18 protein-coding genes and 1 riboswitch are annotated in these 24,475 nt (G+C 73.0%); of the genes, 10 read left to right on the top strand and 8 right to left on the bottom strand.

The annotated features are described in order from the left end of the window. Window positions 1–131 precede the first annotated feature (131 nt). On the top strand, window positions 132–1,136 hold the full coding sequence (locus ACFV5N_RS06445) for a helix-turn-helix transcriptional regulator (RefSeq protein WP_385594859.1): 1,005 nt from the start codon (window positions 132–134) through the stop codon (window positions 1,134–1,136). 82 nt (window positions 1,137–1,218) lie between these two features. On the opposite strand, the gene pepN (ACFV5N_RS06440) is transcribed toward ACFV5N_RS06445, so the two are convergent. The 3 genes from pepN (ACFV5N_RS06440) to pepN (ACFV5N_RS06430) all read right to left on the bottom strand — a co-directional run bounded on the left by pepN (ACFV5N_RS06440) (window position 1,219) and on the right by pepN (ACFV5N_RS06430) (window position 10,161). Then, entirely contained in the window at window positions 1,219–3,792 is a 2,574-nt protein-coding gene (pepN, locus tag ACFV5N_RS06440; RefSeq protein WP_385594856.1) for an aminopeptidase N, read from the bottom strand. Between the two features lie 119 nt (window positions 3,793–3,911). Further along, window positions 3,912–7,244: a S8 family serine peptidase gene (locus tag ACFV5N_RS06435; RefSeq protein ID WP_385594854.1), complete on the bottom strand. Its 3,333-nt coding sequence runs from the start codon at window positions 7,242–7,244 to the stop codon at window positions 3,912–3,914. A gap of 328 nt (window positions 7,245–7,572) precedes the next feature. Continuing rightward, window positions 7,573–10,161: an aminopeptidase N gene (gene pepN, locus ACFV5N_RS06430; protein WP_385594851.1), complete on the bottom strand. Its 2,589-nt coding sequence runs from the start codon at window positions 10,159–10,161 to the stop codon at window positions 7,573–7,575. A gap of 152 nt (window positions 10,162–10,313) precedes the next feature. On the opposite strand from pepN (ACFV5N_RS06430), the gene ACFV5N_RS06425 reads away from it, so the two are divergent. Next, window positions 10,314–10,943: a DsbA family protein gene (locus tag ACFV5N_RS06425; RefSeq protein WP_385594848.1), complete on the top strand. Its 630-nt coding sequence runs from the start codon at window positions 10,314–10,316 to the stop codon at window positions 10,941–10,943. Window positions 10,944–11,034: 91 nt separating this feature from the next. On the opposite strand, the gene ACFV5N_RS06420 is transcribed toward ACFV5N_RS06425, so the two are convergent. The 4 genes from ACFV5N_RS06420 to ACFV5N_RS06405 all read right to left on the bottom strand — a co-directional run bounded on the left by ACFV5N_RS06420 (window position 11,035) and on the right by ACFV5N_RS06405 (window position 15,155). Beyond that, window positions 11,035–11,673 carry a superoxide dismutase gene (locus ACFV5N_RS06420; protein ID WP_385594876.1) on the bottom strand — a complete coding sequence of 213 codons (639 nt, stop codon included), beginning with the start codon at window positions 11,671–11,673 and terminating at the stop codon, window positions 11,035–11,037. A gap of 193 nt (window positions 11,674–11,866) precedes the next feature. Continuing rightward, window positions 11,867–14,248: an ATP-binding protein gene (locus tag ACFV5N_RS06415; RefSeq protein ID WP_385594845.1), complete on the bottom strand. Its 2,382-nt coding sequence runs from the start codon at window positions 14,246–14,248 to the stop codon at window positions 11,867–11,869. A 9-nt stretch (window positions 14,249–14,257) separates the two neighbouring features. Next, the gene (locus ACFV5N_RS06410) at window positions 14,258–14,893 is read right to left on the bottom strand and encodes a DUF6879 family protein (protein WP_385594843.1); all 636 of its coding nucleotides are present in this window, start codon (window positions 14,891–14,893) and stop codon (window positions 14,258–14,260) included. Then, on the bottom strand, window positions 14,886–15,155 hold the full coding sequence (locus ACFV5N_RS06405) for a hypothetical protein (protein WP_385594840.1): 270 nt from the start codon (window positions 15,153–15,155) through the stop codon (window positions 14,886–14,888). Before ACFV5N_RS06405 ends, ACFV5N_RS06410 begins: the two co-directional genes overlap by 8 nt. Before the next feature lie 247 nt (window positions 15,156–15,402). Here ACFV5N_RS06405 and ACFV5N_RS06400 point away from each other — a divergent pair, with 247 nt between their 5' ends. The 3 genes from ACFV5N_RS06400 to ACFV5N_RS06390 are packed head-to-tail and all read left to right on the top strand — an operon-like array spanning window position 15,403 to window position 17,306. Next, a complete protein-coding gene (locus ACFV5N_RS06400) occupies window positions 15,403–15,984 on the top strand; it encodes a biotin transporter BioY (RefSeq protein ID WP_385594839.1) in 582 nt (193 codons plus the stop codon). Between the two features lie 33 nt (window positions 15,985–16,017). Further along, window positions 16,018–16,494: a ribose-5-phosphate isomerase gene (locus tag ACFV5N_RS06395; RefSeq protein ID WP_385594836.1), complete on the top strand. Its 477-nt coding sequence runs from the start codon at window positions 16,018–16,020 to the stop codon at window positions 16,492–16,494. Continuing rightward, complete coding sequence (locus tag ACFV5N_RS06390; protein WP_385594833.1) at window positions 16,494–17,306, top strand: Fpg/Nei family DNA glycosylase; 813 nt, start codon at window positions 16,494–16,496, stop codon at window positions 17,304–17,306. Before ACFV5N_RS06395 ends, ACFV5N_RS06390 begins: the two co-directional genes overlap by 1 nt. On the opposite strand, the gene ACFV5N_RS06385 is transcribed toward ACFV5N_RS06390, so the two are convergent. After that, complete coding sequence (locus ACFV5N_RS06385; protein ID WP_385594831.1) at window positions 17,291–18,598, bottom strand: aminotransferase class V-fold PLP-dependent enzyme; 1,308 nt, start codon at window positions 18,596–18,598, stop codon at window positions 17,291–17,293. The two genes, ACFV5N_RS06390 and ACFV5N_RS06385, sit on opposite strands and share 16 nt — an antisense overlap. A gap of 100 nt (window positions 18,599–18,698) precedes the next feature. Continuing rightward, window positions 18,699–18,817, bottom strand: a riboswitch (SAM riboswitch). Between the two features lie 50 nt (window positions 18,818–18,867). Here ACFV5N_RS06385 and ACFV5N_RS06380 point away from each other — a divergent pair. The 5 genes from ACFV5N_RS06380 (at window position 18,868) to ACFV5N_RS06360 (ending at window position 24,462) form a co-directional block, all read left to right on the top strand. After that, on the top strand, window positions 18,868–19,011 hold the full coding sequence (locus ACFV5N_RS06380) for a putative leader peptide (protein ID WP_385594828.1): 144 nt from the start codon (window positions 18,868–18,870) through the stop codon (window positions 19,009–19,011). A 249-nt stretch (window positions 19,012–19,260) separates the two neighbouring features. Then, window positions 19,261–20,943 (top strand): ABC transporter substrate-binding protein, encoded by a 1,683-nt coding sequence (locus ACFV5N_RS06375; protein ID WP_385594825.1) that lies wholly within the window; start codon window positions 19,261–19,263, stop codon window positions 20,941–20,943. Then, on the top strand, window positions 20,940–21,887 hold the full coding sequence (locus ACFV5N_RS06370; RefSeq protein ID WP_385594823.1) for an ABC transporter permease: 948 nt from the start codon (window positions 20,940–20,942) through the stop codon (window positions 21,885–21,887). The genes ACFV5N_RS06375 and ACFV5N_RS06370 overlap by 4 nt, the downstream gene beginning before the upstream one ends. Next, window positions 21,887–22,849 (top strand): ABC transporter permease, encoded by a 963-nt coding sequence (locus ACFV5N_RS06365; protein WP_385594820.1) that lies wholly within the window; start codon window positions 21,887–21,889, stop codon window positions 22,847–22,849. Before ACFV5N_RS06370 ends, ACFV5N_RS06365 begins: the two co-directional genes overlap by 1 nt. After that, window positions 22,849–24,462, top strand: coding sequence for a dipeptide ABC transporter ATP-binding protein (locus tag ACFV5N_RS06360; RefSeq protein ID WP_385594817.1), 1,614 nt, complete (start codon window positions 22,849–22,851; stop codon window positions 24,460–24,462). Before ACFV5N_RS06365 ends, ACFV5N_RS06360 begins: the two co-directional genes overlap by 1 nt. Window positions 24,463–24,475: the final 13 nt, after the last annotated feature.

The following is a 24,475-nucleotide window of genomic DNA, read 5'->3' as shown; positions in this document are numbered from 1 at the left end:
TGTGGGGGTGGTGGGTTTTTTTGTAAACGCGCCGGGGATGGGGGGGGGGGGGGGGGGGGGGGGGGCGGGGGGGGCCCCGTTGGCCGCCGGGGGGGCCGCCCCCGGCCCCCGACGGTGCGAGGCTGGACCGCATGGCCCATCCGAGTACCCGCACCGTGGAACTGCTGTCGCTGCTGGCCGCCGGAGTGCCCAGGACCGGCGCCGACCTCGCGGCGCGGCTCGGCGTCTCGCCGCGCACCCTGCGCCGGGACATCGGGCGGCTGCGGGAGCTGGGCTACCGGGTGGAGTCGTCCCCCGGCGCGGCCGGCAGCTACCGGCTGCCGGGCGGGCAGGGCGTACCGCCGCTCGTCCTCTCCGCGGAGGAGGCGGTGGCCACGGCGGTCGGACTGCGGCACGCCGCCGGATACGGGGCCGGCCCGGCGGCCGACACCGCGCTGCGCAAGCTGGAGGCGGCGTTGCCGGCCCGGCTGCGCGGCCGGATCGAGGCCGTCCAGGCGGCCACGGAAGCCCGGCCCGCGCCGGGCCCGGACGCGCTGACCCCGGCCGGGGACCCCGACACGGTGGGGCGGCTGGCCACCGCAGCCCACCTGCGCTCCCGGGTCCGGTTCCGGCACACGGCCAGGGACGGCACCACCACCGAGCGGCGCGCGGAACCGCACCGCCTGCTGCTCCTGGACCACCGCTGGTACCTGCTGGCCTGGGACGAGGAACGGGCGGACTGGCGCACGTTCCGGGTGGACCGGATCTCCGCCCTGCGGGTACCGGGCACGACATTCGGCCCCCGGCCCCTGCCCTCCGGCGCGTTCGCACCGGCGGGACCGGCCGGACCATGCGCACCGGCCGGACCGGCCGCACCGGCGGGGTCGTCCGAGCCGCCCGCCCCGGACGGATCGGTGCTGTTCCTCGCCCCGGCGGCGGCGGTGGCGGGGCGGCTGACGGCGCGGGCCGGCGTCCTGGAACCGGCCGGCCCGGACCGCTGCCGCTATCGCACCGGCCCGGACGACTGGGAGTGGCTGGCCGCCGCCCTCGCCGCGGTCGGCGTGCCGTACCGCGTCGAGGGCCCACCGGCACTGGCCCGCGCCACCCGCGCCCTGGCCGCCCGGGCGGCCGCGGCGGCACCGCCTGCCGACGGGTGAGGAGACGTCACCCGTCCCGGCGGTCCGCCGTCCCGCCGTGGCGGTGGTGGCACCCGAACCGCCCCGCCCGCCCGGCAAGGGCTCAGCGCTGGGCTGCCGCCTTGTCCGCCGCCTGGGCGTGCAGCGCGCGTTCCACGCCCGCCCGGGACTCGGTCACCAGCCGCCGCAGCGCCGCCGAGGGCTTCGCCGCCTCCAGCCAGGCGTCCGTCTCGGTCAGCGTCGCCTCGCTCACCTGGATCGACGGGTACAGACCCACCGCGATCTGCTGCGCCATCTCGTGGCTGCGGGTCTCCCACACGTTCTTCAGCGCCGCGAAGTACTCCGGCGTGTACGAGGCCAGCAGCTCGCGCTGGTCCGTCTGCACGAAGCCGCCGATCACCGCCTCCTGGAGCGCGTTGGGGAGCGTGTCGCTCTCCACCACCAGCGCCCACGCCTCGGCCTTCGCCTCCCGGGTCGGCCGGGCCGCCCGCGCGTACGCCGCGTGCCGCTCGCCCGCCGAGGTGCGGTCCCGTGCCAGCTCGGCCGTGATCTCCTTCTCGTCCGCGCGCCCGGTCGCCGCCAGCCGCTGGAGCAGCGACCAGCGCAGATCGGTGTCGACGGCCAGCCCCTCCACCGTCCGCGTGCCGTCCAGCAGCCCGGCCAGCAGCTCCAGCTGCTCGTCGGTGCGGGCCACCGAGGCCAGCGCCCGCATCCACGCCAGCTGGTGGTCGCTGCCCGGCGCGGCCTCCGTCAGATGCCGGTGCGCCGCCTCGCTCCAGCGCAGCAGCCCGGTCTCGCGCCACGCCGGGTCGGCGTACAGGTCGAGCGCCAGGGACACCTGCCGGTGCAGCGACTGCACCACGCCGATGTCCGTCTCCTTGCCGATGCCGGAGAGCACCAGGTCCAGGTAGTCGCGGGTGGCGAGTTCGCCGTCGCGGGTCATGTCCCAGGCCGACGCCCAGCTCAGCGCGCGCGGCAGCGACTCGGTGAAGTCGCCCAGGTGGCGGGTGACGACGGTCAGCGACTCCGGGTCGAGCCGCACCTTCGCGTACGACAGGTCGTCGTCGTTGAGCAGGATGACGGCGGGCCGGATCTGGCCCACCAGCTGCGGCACCTCGGTCAGTTCGCCGTCGACGTCCAGTTCGATCCGCTCGCGCCGCACCAGCGCGCCGTCGGTCAGCTCGTACAGGCCGATCGCGATCCGGTGCGGGCGCAGCGTCGGGGAGCCGGTGGCGCCGGCCGGCAGCGCCGGGGCCTCCTGCCGGATGGCGAAGGAGGTGATGCCGCCGTCCCCGTCCACCGTGATCTCCGGGCGCAGCACGTTGATGCCGGCGGTCTGCAGCCACGCCTTGGACCAGGCGCCCAGGTCACGGCCGCTGGTCTCCTCCAGCGCGCTGAGCAGGTCGGTGAGCCGGGTGTTGCCCCAGGCGTGCCGCTTGAAGTAGGCCTGCACGCCCGCGAAGAACGCGTCCATGCCGACATAGGCCACCAGCTGCTTGAGGACGGAGGCGCCCTTGGCGTAGGTGATGCCGTCGAAGTTGACGAGGACGTCGTCCAGGTCGCGGATCTCGGCCATGATCGGGTGGGTGGACGGCAGCTGGTCCTGCCGGTACGCCCAGGTCTTCATGGAGTTGGCGAAGCTGGTCCAGGCGTGCGGCCAGCGGCTGCCGGGTGCGTGGGCCTGGCAGGCGATGGAGGTGTAGGTGGCGAACGACTCGTTCAGCCACAGGTCGTTCCACCACTCCATGGTGACGAGGTCGCCGAACCACATGTGGGCCAGCTCGTGGAGGATGGTCTCGGCCCGCATCTCGTACGCCGCGTCCGTGACCTTGGAGCGGAAGACGTACTGGTCGCGGATGGTGACGGCGCCCGCGTTCTCCATCGCCCCGGCGTTGAACTCCGGGACGAACAGCTGGTCGTACTTGGCGAACGGGTAGGGGTAGTCGAACTTCTCCTCGAACCAGTCGAAGCCCTGCCGGGTGACGGCGAAGATCGCCTCGGCGTCCAGGTGTTCGGCGAGGGAGGGGCGGCAGTAGATGCCGAGCGGCACCGTACGGCCCCCGGGGCCCTCCCAGCTGCTGTGCACCGAGTGGTACGGGCCGGCGATGAGCGCCGTGATGTAGCTGGAGATGCGCGGGGTGGGCTCGAAGCGCCAGACGTTGTCGGCGGGCTCCGGGGTGGGTGCGTTGGAGATGACCGTCCAGCCCTCGGGCGCCCGCACGGTGAACTGGAAGGTGGCCTTGAGGTCGGGCTGCTCGAAGCAGGCGAACACCCGCCGCGCGTCGGGCACCTCGAACTGGGTGTAGAGGTAGGCCTGTTCGTCCACGGGGTCGACGAAGCGGTGCAGGCCCTCGCCGGTGTTGGTGTAGGCGCAGTCGGCGACGACGACCAGTTCGTTGTGGCCGGCCAGGACGTTCGGCAGGACGATCCGGGAGTCGGCGAAGACGTCGGACACCGCCAGGACCTCGCCGTTGAGCGCGATGTGCTGGACCGAGGGGGCCACCAGATCGATGAAGCTCGCCCCGGCCTCGCGCGCCGTGAACTGCACGGTGGTCTCGGAGCGGAAGGTGCCGCCCTCCTGGGCGCCGGAGATGTCGAGCGCGATCGTGTAGCTGTCCACGCTCAGCAGCCGGGCCCGCTCCCGGGCCTCGTCGCGGGTCAGATTCGTGCCAGGCACCAGTTCTCCTTTGTGCGTCCGTACTCCGTCCGGTCATCCTTCCACGCCCTACGGACGCCGGGGCGGTGCGCGACCGTGCCGCGCCCGCCCCGGTGCCCGTAACGGCGGGGGTGCCCCCCTTACGCGCCGCTCACCTTCTCGATGATGATGCCGCCGCTGCCGGTGACGGTGCCGGCGGCGTTCAGCAGCCGCACCTCACCGAAGAACTCACGTCCGGCGGTGGCGTCGCCGGACGCGGCCACGACGGTGACCTCGGCGTCGATCCCGGCGGTCGCGCCGTTGGCCAGCGAGATGACCTGCTCCTCGTCCACGGCGACCGAGCCGAGGTCGGGGGAGAGGTAGGCGTCCCGGTAGTCGTAGGCGGTGGAGCCGGACGGTACGGCGTAGGCGTGCACCTCGACGGTGTACGTGCCGGCCGCCGGGTTGGTCAGCACCACGCTCTCCTCGGAGCCGCCGGAGGCCGCCTGGCCGACCAGGGTGCCGTCCCGGTACACGTACAGGTCCAGGTCGGCGGCCGGGTCGGAGGTGTTGCCGATGACGGCCTCGAAGCGGGTGACGCCCTCGGCCAGCTCGACGGCGGTGGTCCGGTAGTCGCCGGTGGCGATGGTGGGCCGGTCGGTGAGGACCGAGCCCAGCTCACCGGCGGCCAGGGTGCCCTCCACCGGGGCGAGGGCGTTGCTGACCTCCCAGCTGACCGGGACGGGGGTGCCGATGACGGCCTCCTCGACGGTGGCCGTGGCCGGGTCGAAGACCGTGCCGAGCGCGGTCGCGGTCAGCGTGTAGGGGTTGTTGAGGTGCGGCGAGGTGCGCCGGGCCTCGACCTCGATCTCCCAGACGCCCGGGGTCGGGTTGTCGTAGGACCGCAGGTCGGGGCGGCAGGTGTTCGCCGGGTTGTCGTAGTTGGGGTAGCAGTTGACGGTCGAGGAGTTGTCCGCGAGCGTGCCCCAGGGGGTGATGGCGATCCACCGGGTCTGGCTGCCCTCGGTGAGGCCGTCGAGCCGCACCTCCAGCGTCTTGGTGCCCTCGGGGACCTTCACGAAGTACGAGGTGCTGGCGTTGCGCTGCACCGTGGAGGTCTTCGTGACCGCGTAGGAGGGGGCGTCCAGCTTCTCGGTCACCAGGATGGTGCTGAGGACGTGCAGGTCGACGCCCTTGGTGGAGCGGTCGTCGACGCCGAGCAGCACGCTGTGCGCGCCGGCCGAGCGCGGCTTGGCCTGGACCTTGACGGTGACCGGCTTGTTGAGCGGCAGCGATACGGAGCTGCTGCCGACCAGCGAGAAGGTCTTGTCGTGGTTGTTGTCCAGGGTGAGCTTGTGCTGGACGTTGCGGTTGGGGCCGCTGGTACGGGTGATGGTGATGTCGTACGTCTTGCGCTCGCCGACCTTGGGGGCGCTCTCGCGGTCGTACACGCCGGTGCCGAAGCCCGGGGTGGCCAGGTACTCGGCCAGGTCACTGCTCACCGGGGCCTTGACCGTGTACTGGTGGGCGGTGGCGCCCTTGGTGATCAGCTTCCAGGCGGCGACGGTGTCGACCAGGCCGGCGCCCTGCTCGTGCGCCTGCACGCCGGGGATGGGGTCGGCGGAGGAGATCATCGCGGTGCGCAGATCGGCGGCCGACAGCTCGATGTTGCGCTGCTTGGCGGCCGAGAGCAGCAGCGCGGCCGAGCCCGCGACCTGCGGCGAGGACATCGAGGTGCCCTGGAGCATGCCGTACCCGGGCGGCAGGCTGTAGCCGGCCTCGGCGACCGGGGCGCCCGGCTGCCAGGTCGGGATGGCGTTGATGGAGGCGCCGGGCCCGGTGATGGTGGGCTTGAAGCCGCCGTCGGCGCGCGGTCCCGAGGAGGAGAACGGCAGCATGGCGTACTTGGTGGTCACGCCGGAGCCGTAGTTGGCCGCCCAGGTCTCCTTGGAGATGGCGGCGCCGACACTGACGACCTTGTCGGCGACCGACGGGTCGGAGACGGTGTTGACGCCGGGGCCGTCGTTGCCCGCCGAGATGAAGAGCTGGACGTCGTAGGTGTCGATCAGCTCGCTGTACACCCGGGCGCGGGCGTTGTTGCCGTCGTTCAGCGCGGGCAGGCCGCCGATGGAGACGTTGACCAGGTCCACGTCGCGGTTGACGACGAGGTCGATCATGCCCTCGAACATGGCGGTGGCGGTGCAGCCGCCGTTGAAGCGGCAGGCGCGCGAGGAGACGATCTGCGCGCCGGGGGCGGCGCCGTTCATCTGGCCGGCGAACAGGCTGTTGGCGGCGGTGATGCCGGCCACGTGGGTGCCGTGCCGTCCGGAGACGATGCCGATGTTGACGAAGTCGGCGGTCCGGCCGATCCAGTCACCGCCGTAGGGGTCCATGGGGACGTCCTCGCGGATCTCCACCACGAAGGGGACAGCCTCGGCGATGGCGGTGTCCGGGTTGTCGGTGCCGAAGTAGCCGACGTCGTGGTTCTCCCGGTACGGCTTCATCGGGGTCTCGTCCGTGAAGTCGCCGTCGTTGTCCAGGTCCACGCGGACGGTGCCGGCGGCCGGGTCGTACAGCACGGCCCAGGAGCCGTCGGTACGGCCGTCGCGGTTGACGTCGCCGCCGAGTTCACCGGCGGCGATGTTCTCGCGGAAGATCGAGACGTAGTACTCGCCGGCGGGCGCCTTGTAGTCGCGGCCGTTGTAGCTGAACGTCTCCCCGGAGACCTTGGTGGTCATCGGACGCCACGAGCCGTCGCTGTCGACGATCGGGTCGGTGGCGGTCACCCAGTCGGTGATCTTGGTCTCGCCGGTGGTGGTCTCCTGGAGCGCGGGGTGAGCGAGGTCGACGCCGGTGTCCAGGATGCCGATGGTGATGCCCCGGCCGTCGTACTTCTTGTTCTGCTTGACGAAGTCGACGGCGCCCGTCTCGTGGGAGGGCTGGTACGGGTTGGCGGCCTTGGTGGTCGCGTCGGGCGCCGGGTAGCTCGTGCCGCCGCCGTTCCCGCCGCCGGGGCCGCGCCCGGCGTCGGGCAGCGGATCCGGTACCTGGATCTCCTCGTTGAGGTCGATCGCGTACACGGAGGAGAGCGCGCGGGCCTCGTCGATGGCGTCGTCGGCGGCGCCGGTGCGCACGGTGGCGCGGACGTAGCCGATCTCGTCGAGGGTGTAGCCGACCGACGCACCCGGGAGCGCGTCGAGCGCGTCGCTGACCTCGTCGGTCTCGCCGGGCTCGGTGGCGATCATCAGGGTGACGTGCGGCTCGCCGGAGGCCTTGGCCTCGGCGAGCAGGGTGGCGTCGTGGGTGCCGAACTTGTCGTCGATGGGCTTGTCGGCGGCCGAACGGGTGAGCGCGTCGCTCTCGGCGGCGAACGCGGGCAGCGCCCCGGTGACGGCCAGCGCGCTGACCAGCCCGGTGGCGAGCACGACCCGGGTGGCCCGGGCCGATCGTCTCCTGCGTGGGGCAGCGGGGGACTGGGGAGAAGTATGTGACATGGGCATCCTTGTTCGGATTCCGGAACCGGATGACCGGTCATCATACGTAAATGATCACCTGATGTAATGGCTTTACAAGATAGTTGTCGCATTCCTGTCAGGGACGATTGAAGAAATCGTGCCCGGGGTATCTACGCGCAAGGATCGGGGCAAGAGGGGGCGAACCGCCCCGCTGATCCGGCGGAAACCGCCACACGCGCCCCGCCCGTCCCACGGGTGACGGGACCTCAGCACCGCCCGAGCGCCCGGTGTCCCGCACACCCCCGGCGCACCACCGGCCGGGATGGCAGGAGCGGACGGCGCGACGCCGCCCGCCCCCGCCCGCCGGTCACCCGGCGTGCGCCTCCTGCGCGCGCAGCGCCCGGTGCAGATCGTCGCGCTGCTCCAGCACCAGCCGGCGCAGCGCCGGGGCCGCGTCCTGGTGCGCGCTCAGCCAGGCGTCGGTGGCCTCCAGCGTCGCCCGCTCCTGCTGGAGCCCCGGGAACAGCCCCCGGACCACCGCCATGCCGATCTCGATCGACCGCTCCCGCCACACCCGCTCGATCGCCTCGAAGTAGCGAGCGGTGAACGGCGCCAGCAGCGCCTGCTGCCCCGGCCGGGCGAAGCCGTCGATGGTGGCCTCCACCAGCGCGTTGGACAGCGCGTCCGACTCCACCACCTGCGCCCAGGCGGCCTCCTTCACCTCGGCGGACGGCCGCGCCGCCAGGCAGCGCACCTGGTGACGGCGGCCCGAGGCGGTGTCGTCCCGGGTCAGCTCGTCCGCCAGCTCCGCCTCACCGGCCCGGCCGTGCGCGGCCAGCGGCAGCAGCATCGTCCAGCGCAGCTCCTGATCGACCACAAGACCCGCGATCCGTTCCTTGCCGGACAGCAGCCCCTCCAGCAGCCCGAGATCCGCGTCGGTGACCGCCCGGCCGGCGAAGAACCGCGCCCAGGCCAGCTGGTGGTCGCTGCCCGGCTCGGCGCGCCGCAGCTCCGTCCGGGCCGCCTCCGCCAGCCGGACGGCCTCGGCCTCGCGCCGCGCCCGGGGCAGGTACCACTCCAGCGCCGAATCGGCCCAGGTGAGCACCATCTGGAGCACGCCGATCTGCGTCTCGGCGCCGCCGAACCGCCGCACCAGGTCGAGGAAGTCGGCGGCCGGGAGCAGCGCGTCGCGGGTGAGGTTCCACAGCGCCGACCAGCACAGCGCGCGGGCCAGCGGGTCCTCGACGGCGCCCAGGTGCCGGCGCAGGGTGTCCAGGGACGCCGCGTCGAACCGGGTCTTGCAGTACGTCAGGTCCTCGTCGTTGACGAGCACCAGGTCCGGCCGCTCCGCGCCGGTCAGCGCGTCCACCACCGTACGGGCGTCCGACACATCGGCGCCGGCGCGGGCGTACCGGACGAGCCGCCCGCCGTCCAGCCGGTAGAGCCCGATCTGCACCCGGTGCGGGCGCAGCGTGGGGTGCTCCTCGGGCGCGTCCTGCTCGACGGCCAGCTCGGCGATCCGGCCGTCCGCGTCGTAACGCACCTGCGGGGTGAGGGAGTTGAGACCTGCGGTCTGGAGCCAGGCGCGGGCCCACCCGGCCATGTCGCGGCCGGAGGTCTCGGTGAGCACGGACAGCAGGTCCGATAGCCGGGTGTTGCCGTACGCGTGCCGCTTGAAGTAGCGCCGGGCGCCCTCCAGGAAGGCCTCCTCGCCGGCGTAGGCCACCAGCTGCTTGAGGACGGAGGCGCCCTTGGCGTAGGTGATGCCGTCGAAGTTGAGCTTGGCGTCCTGGAGGTCGCGGATGTCGGCGGTGATGGGGTGCGTCGAGGGCAGCTGGTCGGCGCGGTACGCCCACGCCTTGCGGCGGTTGGCGAAGGTGATCCAGGCCTCGTCGAAGCGGGTGGCGCCGTGGGAGGCGAACGCGCCCATGAAGTCGGCGAAGGACTCCTTGAGCCACAGGTCGTCCCACCACTCCATGGTGACCAGGTCGCCGAACCACATGTGCGCCATCTCGTGCAGCAGGGTGTTGGCGCGGGCCTGGTAGGAGGCGCGGGTGGTGCGGCCCCGGAAGACGTACTCCTCGCGGAAGGTGACCAGGCCGGGGTTCTCCATGGCGCCGAGGTTGTACTCGGGGACGAACGCCTGGTCGTACTTGCCGAAGGGGTAGGGGAAGTCGAAGTGGTCGTGGAAGAAGTCCAGCCCCGCCTTGGTGGTGGCGAAGATCTCCTCCGGGTCGAAGTGCTTGGCCAGCCCCTTGCGGCACAGCGCGCCCAGCGGGATCTCCAGCGTGGTGCCGTCCGCGAACGTGCGGGAGTAGTGGTCGCGCACATGGTGGTACGGGCCGGCCAGGATCGCCGTGATGTAGGTGGAGATGGGCCGGGTGGTGGCGAAGGTGTGCCGGACGCCGCCGCCCTCCGGGGGCGCCGACGTGCCGGTGGCGGCCCCGTTGGCGAGCACCGTCCAGCCCTCCGGGGCGAGCACGGTGACGTCGTAGGGCGCCTTGAGGTCGGGCTGCTCGAAGTTGGCGAAGACCCGGCGGGCGTCGGCCGGCTCGTACTGGGTGTAGAGGTAGGTCTCGCCGTCCTCGGGGTCGGTGAAGTGGTGCAGCCCCTCGCCGGTGCGGCTGTAGGCGCAGCGGGCGTCGACGATCAGCTCGTTCTCGGCGCGCAGCCCGTCGAGCCGGATGCGGGAGCCGTCGAAGACGCGGTCGACGTTCAGGGACTCCCCGTTGAGGGTCACCGAGTGCACGTGCGGCGCGATGAGGTCGGCGAAGGTGTCCGCGCCGTCCTCGTGCGCGGAGAAGCGGATGGTCGTGGTGGAACGGAACGTCCGCGGCCCGGAGGCGGGTGCGGGTCCGGCCGCCTCGCGTACGTCCAGGACCAGCTCGTACCCGTGCACGGTGAGCAGCCGGGACCGTGCTCCCGCCTCGTCGCGGGTCAGGTTCTCTCCGGGCACCACATGTCTCCTTTGTGTCTTCCGTGCGAAAAAAGAGGGCGCGGCCAGCATGTCATGGGGCGCTCGGATCGCTCCGGGGGCCCGGGAATGCGTCCGGGCGGCGCTCGGTTGTACGCGCGAGTGGCCGTTGCCGTATAGAGGAGCCGAACGTCATGCCGGAGAAGACTCCCGCCGATTTCTGGTTCGACCCGCTGTGCCCGTGGGCGTGGCTGACCTCGCGCTGGATGCTGGAGGTGGAGAAGGTAAGGCCGGTGGAGGTCCGCTGGCACGTGATGAGCCTGTCGGTGCTGAACGAGCCCAGGGCGGACGAGCTGCCGGAGCAGTACGCCGAGCTGCTCCAGCGCGGCTGGGCGCCGGTGCGGGTGCTGATCGCCGCCGAGGAACGGTTCGGCAGCGAGGTGCTGGGGCCGCTGTACACCGCGATCGGGACCCGTTTCCACCTCCAGGACAAGCCGCGCTCCAAGGAGACGCTGATCGAGGCGCTGGAGGAGGTCGGGCTGCCGGCCGAGCTGGCGGACGCGGGCGACACCGACGCGTACGACGAGCGGCTGCGGGCCTCGCACAAGGCCGGCATCGACCTGGTGGGCCAGGACGTGGGCACCCCGGTGATCGCGGTGCCGGGCGCGGACGGCGAGCAGATCGCGTTCTTCGGCCCCGTGGTGACCCCCGCCCCGAAGGGCGAGGCGGCGGCGCGGCTGTGGGACGGCACGCTGCTGGTGGCGAGCACCCCCGGCTTCTACGAGATCAAGCGCACCCGGGACGCGAAGCCGCAGTTCGACTGAGCGCGCCCGCACGCCGGAGCGGCCCCCGCGTCCTTGACGCGCGGGGGCCGCTCCTTTTTCCACCTGCCCGGTGAAACGGTTGAGAAGACGATCACGCGAGCAGGAGCTTGCCGCCGCCGGCCTTGGCGGCGGTGTACCGGGCGGCGACGTCCTGCCAGTCGACCACCCGCCACATCGCTTCGACGAAGTCGGCCTTCTGGTTGCGGTACTGGAGGTAGAAGGCGTGCTCCCAGGCGTCGAAGACGAGGATCGGCACGCTGCCCTGGCCGATGTTCCCCTGGTGGTCGTAGACCTGCTCCACGACCAGCCGCCCGCTCAGCGGCTCGTACGCCAGCACGCCCCAGCCGGACCCCTGCGTGGTGGCGCTGGCCTGGGAGAGCTGGGCCTTGAACCGGGCGAAGGACCCGAACGACTCGGCGATGGCGTCGGCCAGCTCCCCGGTCCCGTCCTTCTCCAGCGGCTCCCCGCCGCCGTCACCGGTCATGTTGCGCCAGTAGATGGAGTGCAGGATGTGCCCGGACAGATGGAACGCGAGGTTCTTCTCCAGCCCGGTGATGTTCCCCCACTGCTCCTTCTCCCGCGCCTCGGCCAGCCGCTCCAGCGTGTCGTTCGCGCCCTTGACGTAGCCGGCGTGGTGCTTGTCGTGGTGCAGCTCGATGATCTCCCCGCTGATGACCGGCTCCAGGGAGGAGTAGTCGTACGGCAGCTCAGGAAGCGTGTAGGTGGCCATGCCGGTTGCCTTGCCCATCTCGCTCGACTAATTGCGAAAGACTTGCAATAACAACCTAGCAGCAACTACGCCACCGACGCGCCCCCACGACACGGCACACGACCCCAGCCCGAAACCCCCGGCGGCCACCCCCTCACGGCCCCGGGTCTGTCGCGGGGGCCGGGCCTGACCACCGGCCCCCGGGCGCGGTCCGTCAGCCGGCGCCGAGCCGCCGGCGCGCGGCGCCGGCACGGGCGTCCGGGTAGTCCTCCACCAGGTGCAGCGCCGCACGCCGGTGCTCCGCCGCCCGGTCGGGGCTCTCCGGACCCACCGCCTCGGCCAGCCGCTCCAGCGCCAGCGCCTCGTGCCAGGCGTCGCCCAGCTCCCGGTGGACGGCCGCCGCCCGCCGGAAGAAGCCGGCTGCCTCCTTCGCCCGTCCGAGCCGCAGGTACGTCTCCCCGGTCCCGGACCAGGCCATCGCCTCCCGGCTGCGGTCGCCCAGCCGCCGGTGCAGCGTCGCCGAGCGGTGATAGGACGCCAGCGCCTCGTCCGCCTGTCCGCTCTCCCGCTGCGCGTCCCCCAGGGCGATCAGCCAGTACCCCTCAAGGCCGTCGTTGCGCAGATCGAGCGCCAGCTCAACCGCCTCCTGCGCGGCGGCCAGCGCCGCCGCCGTCTCACCGCGCTCGCGGTGGATCGCGCTCAGCTGGTTCAGCGCGTTGCCCACACTGCGCCGGGCACCCAGCTCCCGGTGGGTCCGCAGGGCCTGCCGGGCATCCGACTCCGCTTCCGCCAGCTTGCCCGCCTCGTAGCGGGTACTCGCCAGATTCGACAGGGCCATCGCCGCCCGGTGCCGCTCATCCAGGTCCTCGAACGCCGCCCCCGCCCGGGCGAAGAAGTCCTCGGCGGCGGCCAGCCGCCGGCGGCGCAGTTCGACGATGCCCAGGAGGTTCAGCGACGCCGCCTCACCGCGCCGGTCGCCGGACTCCCGGCGGATCTCCAGCGCCCGCTCATGGCAGTTCCGCGCCTCCGCCAGCCGGTTGACGCGGGCGTGGCCCATGCCCTGGTACTCCAGCAGCTCCGCCTCACCCGCCCGGTCACCGATCCGGCGCACGGCGCCCAGCCCGATCTCCGCGACAGCCAGCCAGGTGTGCACCGTCGCGGAGGGCGCCTTGGCACCCCACAGCACGGCCGCGAGCCGCCAGGCGCGCTCGTCCTCACCGGCCGCCTCGGCGGTCAGCACGACGGGGAGAAAGTTGTCGTGCTCGCGCTCGGCCCAGTTCACGGCGGCGTCGTAGTCCGGGAAGAGGGCCGGCAGGTCCGGGGTGGCGGGCCCCGGCCTGAGCCACTCCCGTGCCGCGTCCGCGGACTCCAGATACCAGTCGAGCACGCGGCGCAGCGCCTCCGCCCTGCCGTCCGCCGGCTCGTCCTGCTGGGCCTGGTTGGTGGCGTACGCGCGCAGCAGATCGTGGAACTCGTAGCGGTCGGGCGCGGTCTGTTCCAGCAGATGAGCGCTGACGAGCACGTCCAGCAGCTGGCGGGTCCGCCGTACGGTGATCCCGGCGAGAGCCGCGACCGACTCGATACCGAACTCGCGGGCCGGGTGCAGGCCGAGCAGCCGGAACAGCCGGGCGGCATCCGCCGACAGCGCGCGATAGGACCAGGCGAAGACGGTGCGGACGGCCTCGGCCTCCTCCTCGTCATCGGTACTCAGCGCGTCCCACAGCGCCGACTCGTCCCGCAGATCGGCGATCAGTTCGTCCAGGCTCATGTGCGGATGCCCGGCGGCCCGCTCGGCGGCGATCCGCAGGGCCAGCGGCAGTCGCGCGCACAGCCGGGCCAGTTCGGCCAGCTTCCCGGCGTCGTCCGCCGGCCGGTAGCCGGCGGTGACGGCACGCAGCAGGGCGACCGCCTCGTCCTCGGGGAGGGTGCCGAGCGTGAGGCGGCGCGCGCCGTCCCGTATGGCGAGCCCGGACAGCCGGCCCCGGCTGGTGACGATGACCAGGGCCTGCCCGTGGCCGGGAAGCAGCGGTCGTACCTGGGCGACGGAGGCGGCGTTGTCGAGCACGATGAGCATCCGGCGGTCGGCCAGCCGCGACCGGAACAGTGCCGACGCCGCCTCGGTGTCCTCCGGTACCCGGCTCGCCGGGACCCCGAGCGCGGTGAGGAAGCGGCGCAGCGCCTCATGGGCGGTGACCGGTTCCCCGGCGTCGTAGCCGCGCAGATTGATGTAGAGCTGGCCGTCGGGGAACCGCTCCCTGATCCGGTGCGCCCAGTGCAGGGCCAGCGAGGTCTTGCCCGCGCCGGCCGTTCCGGCGATGAGGCACACCGATACCACCAGAGGGGCGCCGTCCTCGCCGGGGAGCACGGCATTGAGCTCGGCGAGCTCGTGCACCCGGTTGACGAACCCCCGGACGTCGGCGAGCAGTTGGCGCGGCACGTCGTCCCGGTTCCGGGCCCGGCCGCCGCCGTGGTCGTGGAAGTGCACGCCTCCGCTGATCCGCCCGGCCTGGACCGCGTCCCGGGTGGTCCCCGACAGTTCGGCATGCGTACTGCCGGGAACCGCGCGGTTCTCCTCGTGCCCCTCTTCGGTGTGCATGGAGAACGCTTACCCCGTTTCGGGACCCGCTGTCAGCTCCGGGGGTGGCAGGGGAGCCACTTCGCGGTCCAGATAGGAGAAGACGTCCTCGCCCTCGGCGAAGAGCCGGCGGATGAGCTGTTCCCAGGGGCCGGCCAGCCGGGGGTCGGTGAACCGGGTCGCGTGGTCGAACGCTCCGGCGGCGGTGTAGTGGATGAGGTAGAGCGTCCCGTCCCCCAGCACCACGATCTCGGGAAGCAGACCGTCGTGTTCGAGGTCCCGCACCGTCCGGGCGTCGATCACCCGGACCGGGGTGCCGTACTCGGCTCCGAGGGCGAGCGCGTGCAGTTCCCACCGGACGTACGGCGTCAGGGGCTGTTCGACCACCCGGACCCGGTGGAAGACGTAGCCGCGCTCCTGCCGTTCGCGCTGGGTCGCCGCCAGCCGTTCTCTGCGGTCCTCCAGCAGGCTCAGGGCACGTTCCCAGTCACCGCGCCGCAGTGCCTCGCGGCTGGGGCTGGCTTCCTCGAAGTGCTGGCGGCGTTCGAGTTTCCAGGAGGAGCCGTCGCGGATCTCCGCCGCCCGCCGCCGGAAGTCGTGCCCGTAGTCGTCGTCGAGCCGGGTGCCGCGGGCCGGGTCGAGAGCGGGGAGCCGGAGGTCAAGCATCGGGGATGTCCGGCTTCGCCGCGCTGAGCATGTTGCCGGGAATGATCACCAGGCGCTCGTCCGGGCCGAGCCGTACCCCGGGCGGAAGCCGGGAGTCGTAGGCGGTCGTCAGGTCCCGGCCGATGACCGCCACGTCTCCGTTGTCGAGCTGCCAGATGTCGGGGCACAGCTCCTCGTCCTCCGAATTGCCCAGCTCCTGGGCCGTCTTGCCTAACCGCCGGGCGAACGAGGCGGTCGGGTCCGCCTCCCATGGTCGTGTCACGATTCCTCCACACAAGGTGATGGGCCTGTGGCCGGTGTCACAGGAAGCCTAGGGGCGGCGTTCTCAGGCCGACAACGGATCGCGGGGGCGCACTGAGCCGTGCCGGGGCGCCCCGGCGTGACCTTGGGCCATGTGTTGTTGGGTGTGCATAACGGGGGTGGGTTCGGGCAGTGGATTGGGCTCTTGTTTTCGGTCGGTCGGGTGGGGTCGGATGGGGGTGGGGGAAATCGTTCTTTGGAGGATGTGTATGAGCACCGCTGTACTCGCGGATCTGTTGCCCGCGCCCACGCTGTCCCGGGCCCGGGTGCGGGATGTGGCACTGGTCGTGGGAGGTGCCGCGCTGACCGGGGTGGCCGCGCAGATCGCGCTGCCGGTGCCCGGGTCGCCGGTGCCGGTGACCGGCCAGACGTTCGCCGCCCTGCTCGTCGGTGTCTCGCTCGGCCCGGCGCGCGCGCTGCTGTCCATGCTGCTGTACGCCGTGGCCGGCATGGCCGGGATGCCGTGGTTCGCGGAGGCGTCCTCCGGGTACGGCATGCCCTCCTTCGGCTACATCATCGGCATGGCCGTGGCCGCCGGTGTCGTCGGTGAGCTGGCGCGGCGCGGCGGGGACCGTACGGTGCTGCGGACGGCCGGGACCATGGTGACCGGCATGGCCGTCACCTACGCCATCGGCGTGCCCTATCTCGCCCTGGCCACCGGCATGTCGGCCGGTGAGGCGATGGCCGCCGGTCTGGTGCCGTTCCTCATCGGGGACGCCCTCAAGGCCGTGCTCGCCATGGGCGCGCTGCCCACCGCCTGGCGGCTGGCGGGCCGCCGGGGGCGCGGGTAAGGGGACCGCTGCGCGCATGTCAGACTCGTGCCCATGCGCGTCTATCTCGGCTCCGACCACGCCGGCTACGAACTGAAGAATCACCTCGTCGACTGGCTCACGGCCCACGGCCATGAGCCGGTCGACTGCGGCCCGCACACGTTCGACGCCCAGGACGACTATCCGCCGTTCTGTCTGCGCACCGCCGAGGCGGTGGCCGCCGACCCGGACGCGCTCGGTGTCGTCATCGGCGGCAGCGGCAACGGTGAGGCCATCGCCGCCAACAAGGTCGCGGGCGTACGCTGCGCCCTCGCCTGGAGCGTGGAGACGGCGAAGCTGGGGCGGCAGCACAACAACGCCAACGTGGTGAGCGTCGGCGCCCGGATGCACACCACCGACGAGGCCACCACCTTCGTGGAGGTCTTCCTGGCCACCCCGTACTCCGGCGAGGACCGGCACACCCGCCGGATCGACATGCTCAGCGCCTACGAGAGCGACGGCACGCTGCCTCCGCTGCCCGACGGCGCCTGATGCCGGAGGGGCACACCATTCACCGGCTGGCCGCCGACTACCGGGAACGGTTCGGCGGCCGGGCGGTGCGGGCCGACTCCCCGCAGGGGCGGTTCGCCGGGGGTGCCGCGCTCATCGACGGCGAAGTGCTGCGGGAGTGCGACGCCCACGGGAAGAACCTGTTCCTCGGCTTCGGCTGGCGCCGCTGGGTGCACATCCATCTCGGCCTGTACGGGAAGGTCGCCTTCGGCGACGGGCCGCCGCCCGCACCCACCGGGCAGATCCGACTGCGGCTGGCCTCCCCCGAGGGGTACGCCGAACTGCGCGGCCCCACCACCTGCGCGCTGCTCAGCCAGGACGAGAAGTCCGCCGTGCAGCGCCGGCTGGGCCCGGACCCGCTGCGCGCCGACGGCGACCCCGACCTGGTGTGGCGGCGGATCTCCGCCAGCCGCACCCCGATCGCCGAACTGCTGATGGACCAGCGGGTCATCGCGGGCGTCGGCAACGTGTACCGGGCCGAGATCCTCTTCCGGCACGGCATCGACCCCTACCGCCAGGGCCGCTCCCTCACCGAGGCCGAGTGGCGGCCGATGTGGGCTGACCTCGCCGCGCTCATGCGCGAGGGCGTGCGCAAGAACCGCATCGACACCGTGAGGCCCGAGCACACGCCCCAGGCCATGGGCCGCCCGGCGCGCGTGGACGGGCACGGGGGAGAGGTGTACGTGTACCGGCGCGCCACGCTGCCCTGCCTGGTGTGCGGGACGGCGATCCGGCGTGCCGAACTCGCCGCCCGCAACCTGTTCTGGTGCCCGGTCTGTCAGGCGGCCGGCTGACCCTCGGCGACCAGTTCGCGCACCGCGCGCACCAGCCGCTCCAGGTGCTCGGCCGGGGTGCCGACGCCGAAGCTCACCCGGATCGCCTTCAGCGGGCCCTCGCAGCCGTCCGCCGCCGCCTCGTCCGCGCCCAGCAGGGTACGGACCAGGGGGTGCGCGCAGAACAGTCCGTCGCGGACGCCGATGCCGTACCGCTCGGAGAGCGCCCGGGCGAACGCCTCGCTCGGCCAGTTGTCCACGACGAACGACAGCACCGCCACCCGGGCGGCCTGCGGGCCGAACAGCGTCAGTTCCCGGACGCCGGGGACGGTGGCCAGGCCCGCCCGCAGGCCCGACAGCAGTTCCTCCTCGCGCGCCACCAGCCGCTCGAAGCCCGCCCCGGTCAGGGCACGGCAGGCGGCGGCGATCGCACAGGCGCCGATGACGTTGGGCGAACCGGCCTCGTGCCGTGCGACGTTGTCCTGCCACTCCACCGTCACCGCGCCGCCCTCCGCGGTGACCGCGCGGCTGGCGCCGCCGCCCGCCAGGTAGGGCCGGCCGCGGCGCAGCCAGTCGGCGCGGCCGGCGAGCACCCCGGCGCCGAAGGGCGCGTACAGCTTGTGCCCGGAGAAGGCCACCCAGTCGACGCCGAGCGCGGTGATGTCCACCGGGCGGTGCGGGGCGAGCTGGGCGGCGTCCAGGACGGTGCGGGCGCCGGCCCGGCGGGCGGCGGTGGCGAGTTCGGCGACCGGCCACAGTTCGCCGGTGACGTTGGAGGCGCCGGTGACGCACAGCAGCTTCGGCCCCGGTCCGGCGTCGGCGAGGGCGTTGACGAGGGTGGCGACGGCCTGTCCCGGGGTGCGCGGGGCGGGGAGGTAGGTGACGGCGTGGCCGTGGTGGGCCCAGGGCAGCAGCGCGGCGTGGTGTTCGGTCTCGAAGACGAACACCTGGGTGCCGGTGGGCAGGGCGCCGGCCAGCAGGTTGAGCGAGTCGGTGGTGGAGCGGGTGAAGATCAGTTCGTCGTCGGGCCGGCAGCCGAGGAACGCGGCCACGGTGCGCCGGCTCTCCTCGTACAGGTCGGTGGACAGCTGCGACAGATGGCCGGCGCCGCGGTGCACGCTGCCGTAGTACGGGGCGTACGCGGCGACCTCGTCCCACACCGCGCGCAGGGCGGGGGCGCTGGCGGCGTAGTCGAGGGCCGCGTAGCCGGTCTCGCCGCCGTCCGCGAGCGGGGCGCGGACGTCGTCGCCGAGCACCGGCAGGCGACAGTCGGTGGTGGTGTTCCGGGCAGGGGTGGTCAGGGTCACGGGCATGGCGAAGCTCCGGAAAGGATGAAGAAAAGCAGGCAGGGGCAGGCTGGGTCGGGGGCGTGCGCCCTATCGCATTCGCTTGCTCATCGGAAAACTCCCTCGCGAACCGTGCTTGCCGCAGACCTCGCTGCCTACGGCCCGGTCATCACCCGGGGCACCCCGCCGACGGTTGGAGGGTTGCCGGACAGCGGGCCGGGGCCTTGATCGCTGTCACTCGTGACCTGATCGGAGACTATGCCATGCCGGCCGCCCGGTGAACACCGGCTGTCCGGATGGCGAGATCCCCGTCTCGGGGCGTGCTTGACAGTCCGCCGGGGTTGGCCGATATTTGCCGCATGCCAGCCCTGCCGCTTTTGACGTCGCGCCGACACGTGGACCTGCTCCGCGTCGCGTCGGCGTCCTGTGCCGGCTGCTGATTTCCCCTCCCTTTCCCGGCGGTGAGCGCCGGCCCTGAGCCGCGCCCGTAGCCCCGCAACCGCCGCCCGTTCCACGGGACTTCCGTGCCCCGCGCCCGGCCCGCCCCTGCCCGGGGCCGGCCGTGCCGCGGCGCGTCGCCCCGCCCGCTCTCCCCCCGTGCGCCCCGCACACCCCGTTTCCGCCCGCCGCCGCGCCGTGCCCGAACGCGCGCCGCCGGCCGGGGGATTCGTCCTGAAAGGAAGCCCTCCGTGGCCACCACGCCCACGCCACGACGGCGCAGCAGCCGTCGCATACCCCGCCCCGCCCACGCCACCGCGCTGCTCGCCGCGCTCGCCGTCACCCTCACCGCCTGCGGCACCGGCGAGAGCGGCACCGGCGGCTCCGGTGACGGCACGGGCGGCGGCGCCTCCGGCGACCCGGTGGCCGGCGGCACCCTGCGGTACGCCTTCGCCAACACCATCGACTGCGTCGACCCGCGCCAGCGCCCCCAGCTCACCTCCCGCAACGTCGGCCGCCAGCTCGGCGACCAGCTCACCGAACAGGACCCGGAGACCAAGGAGATCAAGCCCTGGCTCGCCACCTCCTGGGAGATCAGTGACGACGTCAGCCAGTTCACCTTCCATCTGCGCGAGGACGTCACCTTCTCGGACGGCGCCCCCTTCGACGCCGAGGCGGTGAAGGCCAACTTCGACGCCATCGTCGACCTCGGCGCCCGCGCCCCGCAGGCCGGCAGCTTCCTCGCCGGCTACCAGGGCGCCACCGTCCTGGACCCGCACACCGTGCGCGTCGACTTCGACGGCCCCAACGCCCAGTTCCTCCAGGCCACCGCCACCGCCTCCTTCGTCCAGCTCTCCCCGGCCTCCCTCGGCAACGACCCCGCCGCCCTGTGCCTGGGCGACTTCGCCGCCTCGGGACCGTTCACCCTCGGCTCCTTCACCCCCGAGAAGTCCGTCGAACTCATCAAGCGCGAGGACTACGCCTGGGCCTCCCCGATCGCCGAGAACCAGGGCCCCGCCTACGTCGACCGGATCGTCCTCGAAGTCGTCCCCGAGGGCGGCGTCCGCTACGGCGCGGTCACCAGCGACCAGATCGACCTCGCCGACGGCATCCCCTTCACCAACCAGGCCGAGCTGACCAACCTGCCCGGCTACGGCCTGGCCACCGGCGCCTCGCCCGGCATCGCCATCCCGTACATCCCGCTCGCCTCCAGCCCCAAACTCCAGGACCCCGATGTCCGCCGCGCGCTGAGCCTGGGCATCGACCGGCAGGCCGTCGTCGACGCCGTCTTCCAGGGCACCCAGCAGCCGGCCACCGGCGTGCTCACCGCCGCCACCCCCGGCTGGACCGACCAGTCCGCGGAGATCCGGCACGACCCCGAGGCCGCCATCGCCCTGCTGGAGGGCGCCGGTTACGACCGGGTCGGCACCGACGGCATCCGCGAGAACGCCGACGGCGACCGGCTCTCCCTCACCATCACCTACCAGTCCGGCAGCACCGACACCGAGGCCCAGCACCAACTGGTGCAGCAGGAGTGGAAGGAGATCGGCGTCGAACTCGTCCTCGACCCGGTGGCCACCCTCCCCGACGTGCCCATCGACGAGTTCCCCGGCGACCTGACCACCTGGAGCCAGGGCCGCGCCGACGTCGACGTCATCCGCCTCGTCTACGGCTCCGCCCACCCGGAGATGAGCATGCTGTACAACCACCCCGACGAGGAACTCGACGCCCTCCTCGACGCCCTCCAGTCCACCGTCGACCCGGACGAGCGGCAGACCATCGGTGACGCCGCCCAGCAGCGCATCATCGAGCAGGGCTACACCATCCCCGTCTACGACCGGTTCTGGTCCTACGGCTACGGCCCCTCCGTCGGCGGCTTCCGCGCCGACATCGAGGGCAAGCCGCTGCTGAACGAGGTGTGGATCGCTTCGTGAGGCGCTACGTCCTGGTCCGGCTCGCCAACGGAATCATCGTCCTGTGGGCGGCGCTGAGCCTGTCCTTCCTGGTGCTGCATCTCGTCCCCGGCGACCCGGTGTCGATCATGCTGCGCTCCGCCGGCGGCGGCGACCCGATGGGCGTCGACCGGGCCCAGGCCGACGCGCTCCGCGCCGAGCTGGGCCTGGACCGTCCGCTGTACGCCCAGTACGCGGACTTCGTCTCCCGGGCGCTGACCCTGGACTTCGGCACCTCCTTCGGTACCGGGGACGAGGTCTCCGCCATGCTGGGGCGCGCCCTGCCCTCCACCCTGGAGCTGGCCACCGCGTCCCTGCTGCTCACCGCCGTCCTGGGGGTGGCCGCCGCGCTGGCGGCCACCCTGGCCCCCTGGGCGCCGCTGCGCAACGCGGTGCTCTCCGGCACCGTCGCCGGGATCTCGCTGCCCAGCTTCTGGACCGCGATCCTGCTGATCCAGGTGTTCTCCTTCGGCCTGGGCTGGTTCCCGGCGTACGGCGACGGCGACGCCTCCCGGCTGGTGCTGCCCGCCATCGCGCTCGCCCTGCCCAGCGCGGGCGTGCTGGCCCAGCTGCTGGCCAAGGGGCTGCGGACGGCGCTGGCCGAACCGTACGTGCGCACCGCCCGCGCCAAGGGGGCCGGGCGGCTGCGCACCGTGTGGACGCACGCCTTCCGCAACGCCTCCATCCCGGCGCTGACCATGCTCGGCATGATGATCGGCAACATCCTGGCCGGCGCCATCATCACCGAGACGGTCTTCGCCCGCGCCGGCATCGGCCGGCTGACCGCCGACGCCATCGCGGACCAGGACTTCCCCGTCATCCGGGCGATCATCTTCCTGGCCGGCGCCCTGTACGTCGTGGTCAACCTCGCCGTCGATCTCATCTACCCCAAGGTCGATCCGCGGATCGTCCTCCAGCCCGCCTGATGTCCGCCGACATCGACCGGAGTTCCCCGATGACGCTCACCACCGAGCAGGACCCGCGGCGACCGGACCGGCCCCCGGCGCCCCCCGCGGCGGCGGCCCCCGCCGACCCGGGACAGGAACAGACACACGGCCGCGCCGCCCGGCTGCGCGCCGCGCTCGGCACCGTCGCCGCCCGCCCCGGGCTGCACCTCGCCGTCCTCTACCTGGCGCTGATCCTGGCCTGGACGTTCGCCCCGTCGCTGTTCGCGGGCACCGACCCGCTGCGCACCGACCCGGCCGCCTCCCTCACCCCGCCCGGCGCCGACCACTGGTTCGGCACCGACAACCTCGGCCGCGACCTGTACACCCGCGTGGTACACGGCACCCGCACCTCGCTCACCGCCGCGCTGATCGCCGTCTCGCTCTCCCTGGTGGCCGGCACCGTCCTCGGCGTGCTCTCCGGCTACCTCGGCGGCTGGGTCGACCAGACCCTGATGCGGTGCGTGGAAGTCCTCATCGTCATCCCCGGACTGCTGCTCTCCCTCGCCGTGGTCTCCATCCTCGGCTTCGGCGTCACCAACGTCGCGATCGCCGTGGGCATCTCCGGCGTCCCGGCGTTCGCCCGGGTGATCCGCGCCGAGGTGCTGCGCATCAAGTCCAGCGTGTACGTCCGGGCCGCCGTCACCAGCGGCACCCGCACCCCGGTGATCCTGCTGCGCCATGTCCTGCCCAACGCCTCCCAGCCGGTGCTGGTGCTGGCCGCCCTGGAGATCGGCGGCGCCGTGCTGTCCGTCTCCGCGCTCAGCTTCCTGGGGTACGGGGCCGCGCCGCCCGCGCCGGAACTGGGCGCCATGGTCTCCCAGGGCCGCGACTACCTCTCCACCGCCTGGTGGCTGACCACCTTCCCCGGCCTGGCCATCGCACTGATCGTGCTGTGCGCCAACCGGATCGGACGGGCCCTCGAAAGGACCGGAGTGCGCTGATGACCACGGACGCACCGCAGCCCCTGCTCTCCGTACGCGACCTGCACGTCGCCTTCCGCTCCCGCCGCTCCACCGTACGGGCGGTACGCGGCGTGGACCTCGACCTCGCGCCCGGCCGCACCCTGGCCCTGGTGGGGGAGTCCGGCTCTGGCAAGTCGACCACCGGACTCGCCGTCCTCGGCCTCCTCCCGCCCGGCGCCCGGCTGAGCGGCGGCCGGGTCACCCTGGCCGGCCGCGACCTCACCGCCCTGCCGGAACGCGCCTGGCGCACCGTACGCGGCCGGGAGATCGGCTTCGTCCCGCAGGACCCGATGGTCTCCCTCAACCCCGTGCGGCGGGTGGGCCACCAGGTCGCCGAGGTGCTGCTGATCCACGGCCTCGCCGAGGACAGAAAAGCCGCCCACGCACGCGCCGTCGACCTGCTCGCCGACGCCGGGCTCCCCGAACCCGCCAAGGTGGCACGCCAGTTGCCGCACGAGCTGTCCGGCGGAATGTGCCAGCGCGTGCTCATCGCCATCGCGCTCGCCGGCCGGCCCAAGCTGCTGATCGCGGACGAGCCGACCAGCGCCCTGGACGTCACCGTGCAGCGCCGCATCCTCGACCACCTGGAGACCGTCACCGAACGGCACGGCACCGCGCTGCTGCTCATCACCCACGACCTGGCGGTGGCCGCCGACCGCGCCGACGAGATCGCCGTCATGTCGCGCGGCGAGATCGTCGAACGCGGCCCCGGGCACCGCGTGCTGACCGCGCCCGCGCACCCCTGTACCCGTGAACTCGTCGGCGCCGTCCCCGACATGACCGCCCCACCCGCCGCCCCCGCCCCGGAAGGACCGCCGCTGCTGGACGTGCGCGGCCTGCGCCGCTCCTTCGACGGCGGCCGGACCGTCGCCGTCGACGACGTCGGCTTCACCCTCGCCGCCGGCGGCTCGCTCGGCATCGTCGGCGAATCCGGCTCCGGCAAGTCCACCACGGCGCAGCTCGTGCTGCGCCTGGACCGCCCGGACGCCGGCACCATCACCTTCGACGGCCACGACCTCGGCTCCCTCGGCCCGGCCGCGCTGCGCCGGCTGCGCCGCGACATCCAGCCGGTGTTCCAGGACCCGTACGGCTCGCTGGACCCGCGCTTCACCGTCGCCGAGGCCATCGCCGAACCGCTGCGCGCCTACCGCACCACCGGGCGGCGCGGCCGGCAGCGGCGGGTGGCCGAACTGCTCGACCTGGTACGGCTGCCCGCCACGACCGCCGGCCGCCGCCCCGCCGAACTCTCCGGCGGCCAGCGGCAGCGCGTCTCCATCGCCCGCGCGCTCGCGCTCACCCCCCGGCTGCTCGTCCTGGACGAACCGGTCTCCGCCCTGGACGTCTCCGTGCAGGCCAGCGTGCTCGACCTGCTGGCCGAACTCCGCGCCGGCTTCGGCCTCAGCTACCTCTTCATCTCCCACGACCTGGCCGTGGTCCGGCAGATCTGCGACCGGGTGGCGGTGATGCGCCGGGGCCGCATCGTGGAGAGCGGCCCGGTGGCCCGGGTCTTCGACCACCCGGAACACCCGTACACCCAGGAGCTGCTGTCCGCCATCCCCGGCCGCCGCGCCCGCGCACCCCTGCCGGGGTGACCTTCGCGCACCC

This window comes from Streptomyces sp. NPDC059853 (assembly GCF_042731495.1).
Classification (GTDB): Bacteria; Actinomycetota; Actinomycetes; order Streptomycetales; family Streptomycetaceae; genus Streptomyces.
Note: the sequence above shows the minus strand (reverse complement) of the source record. Positions and strands in the feature narration are given on the sequence as shown.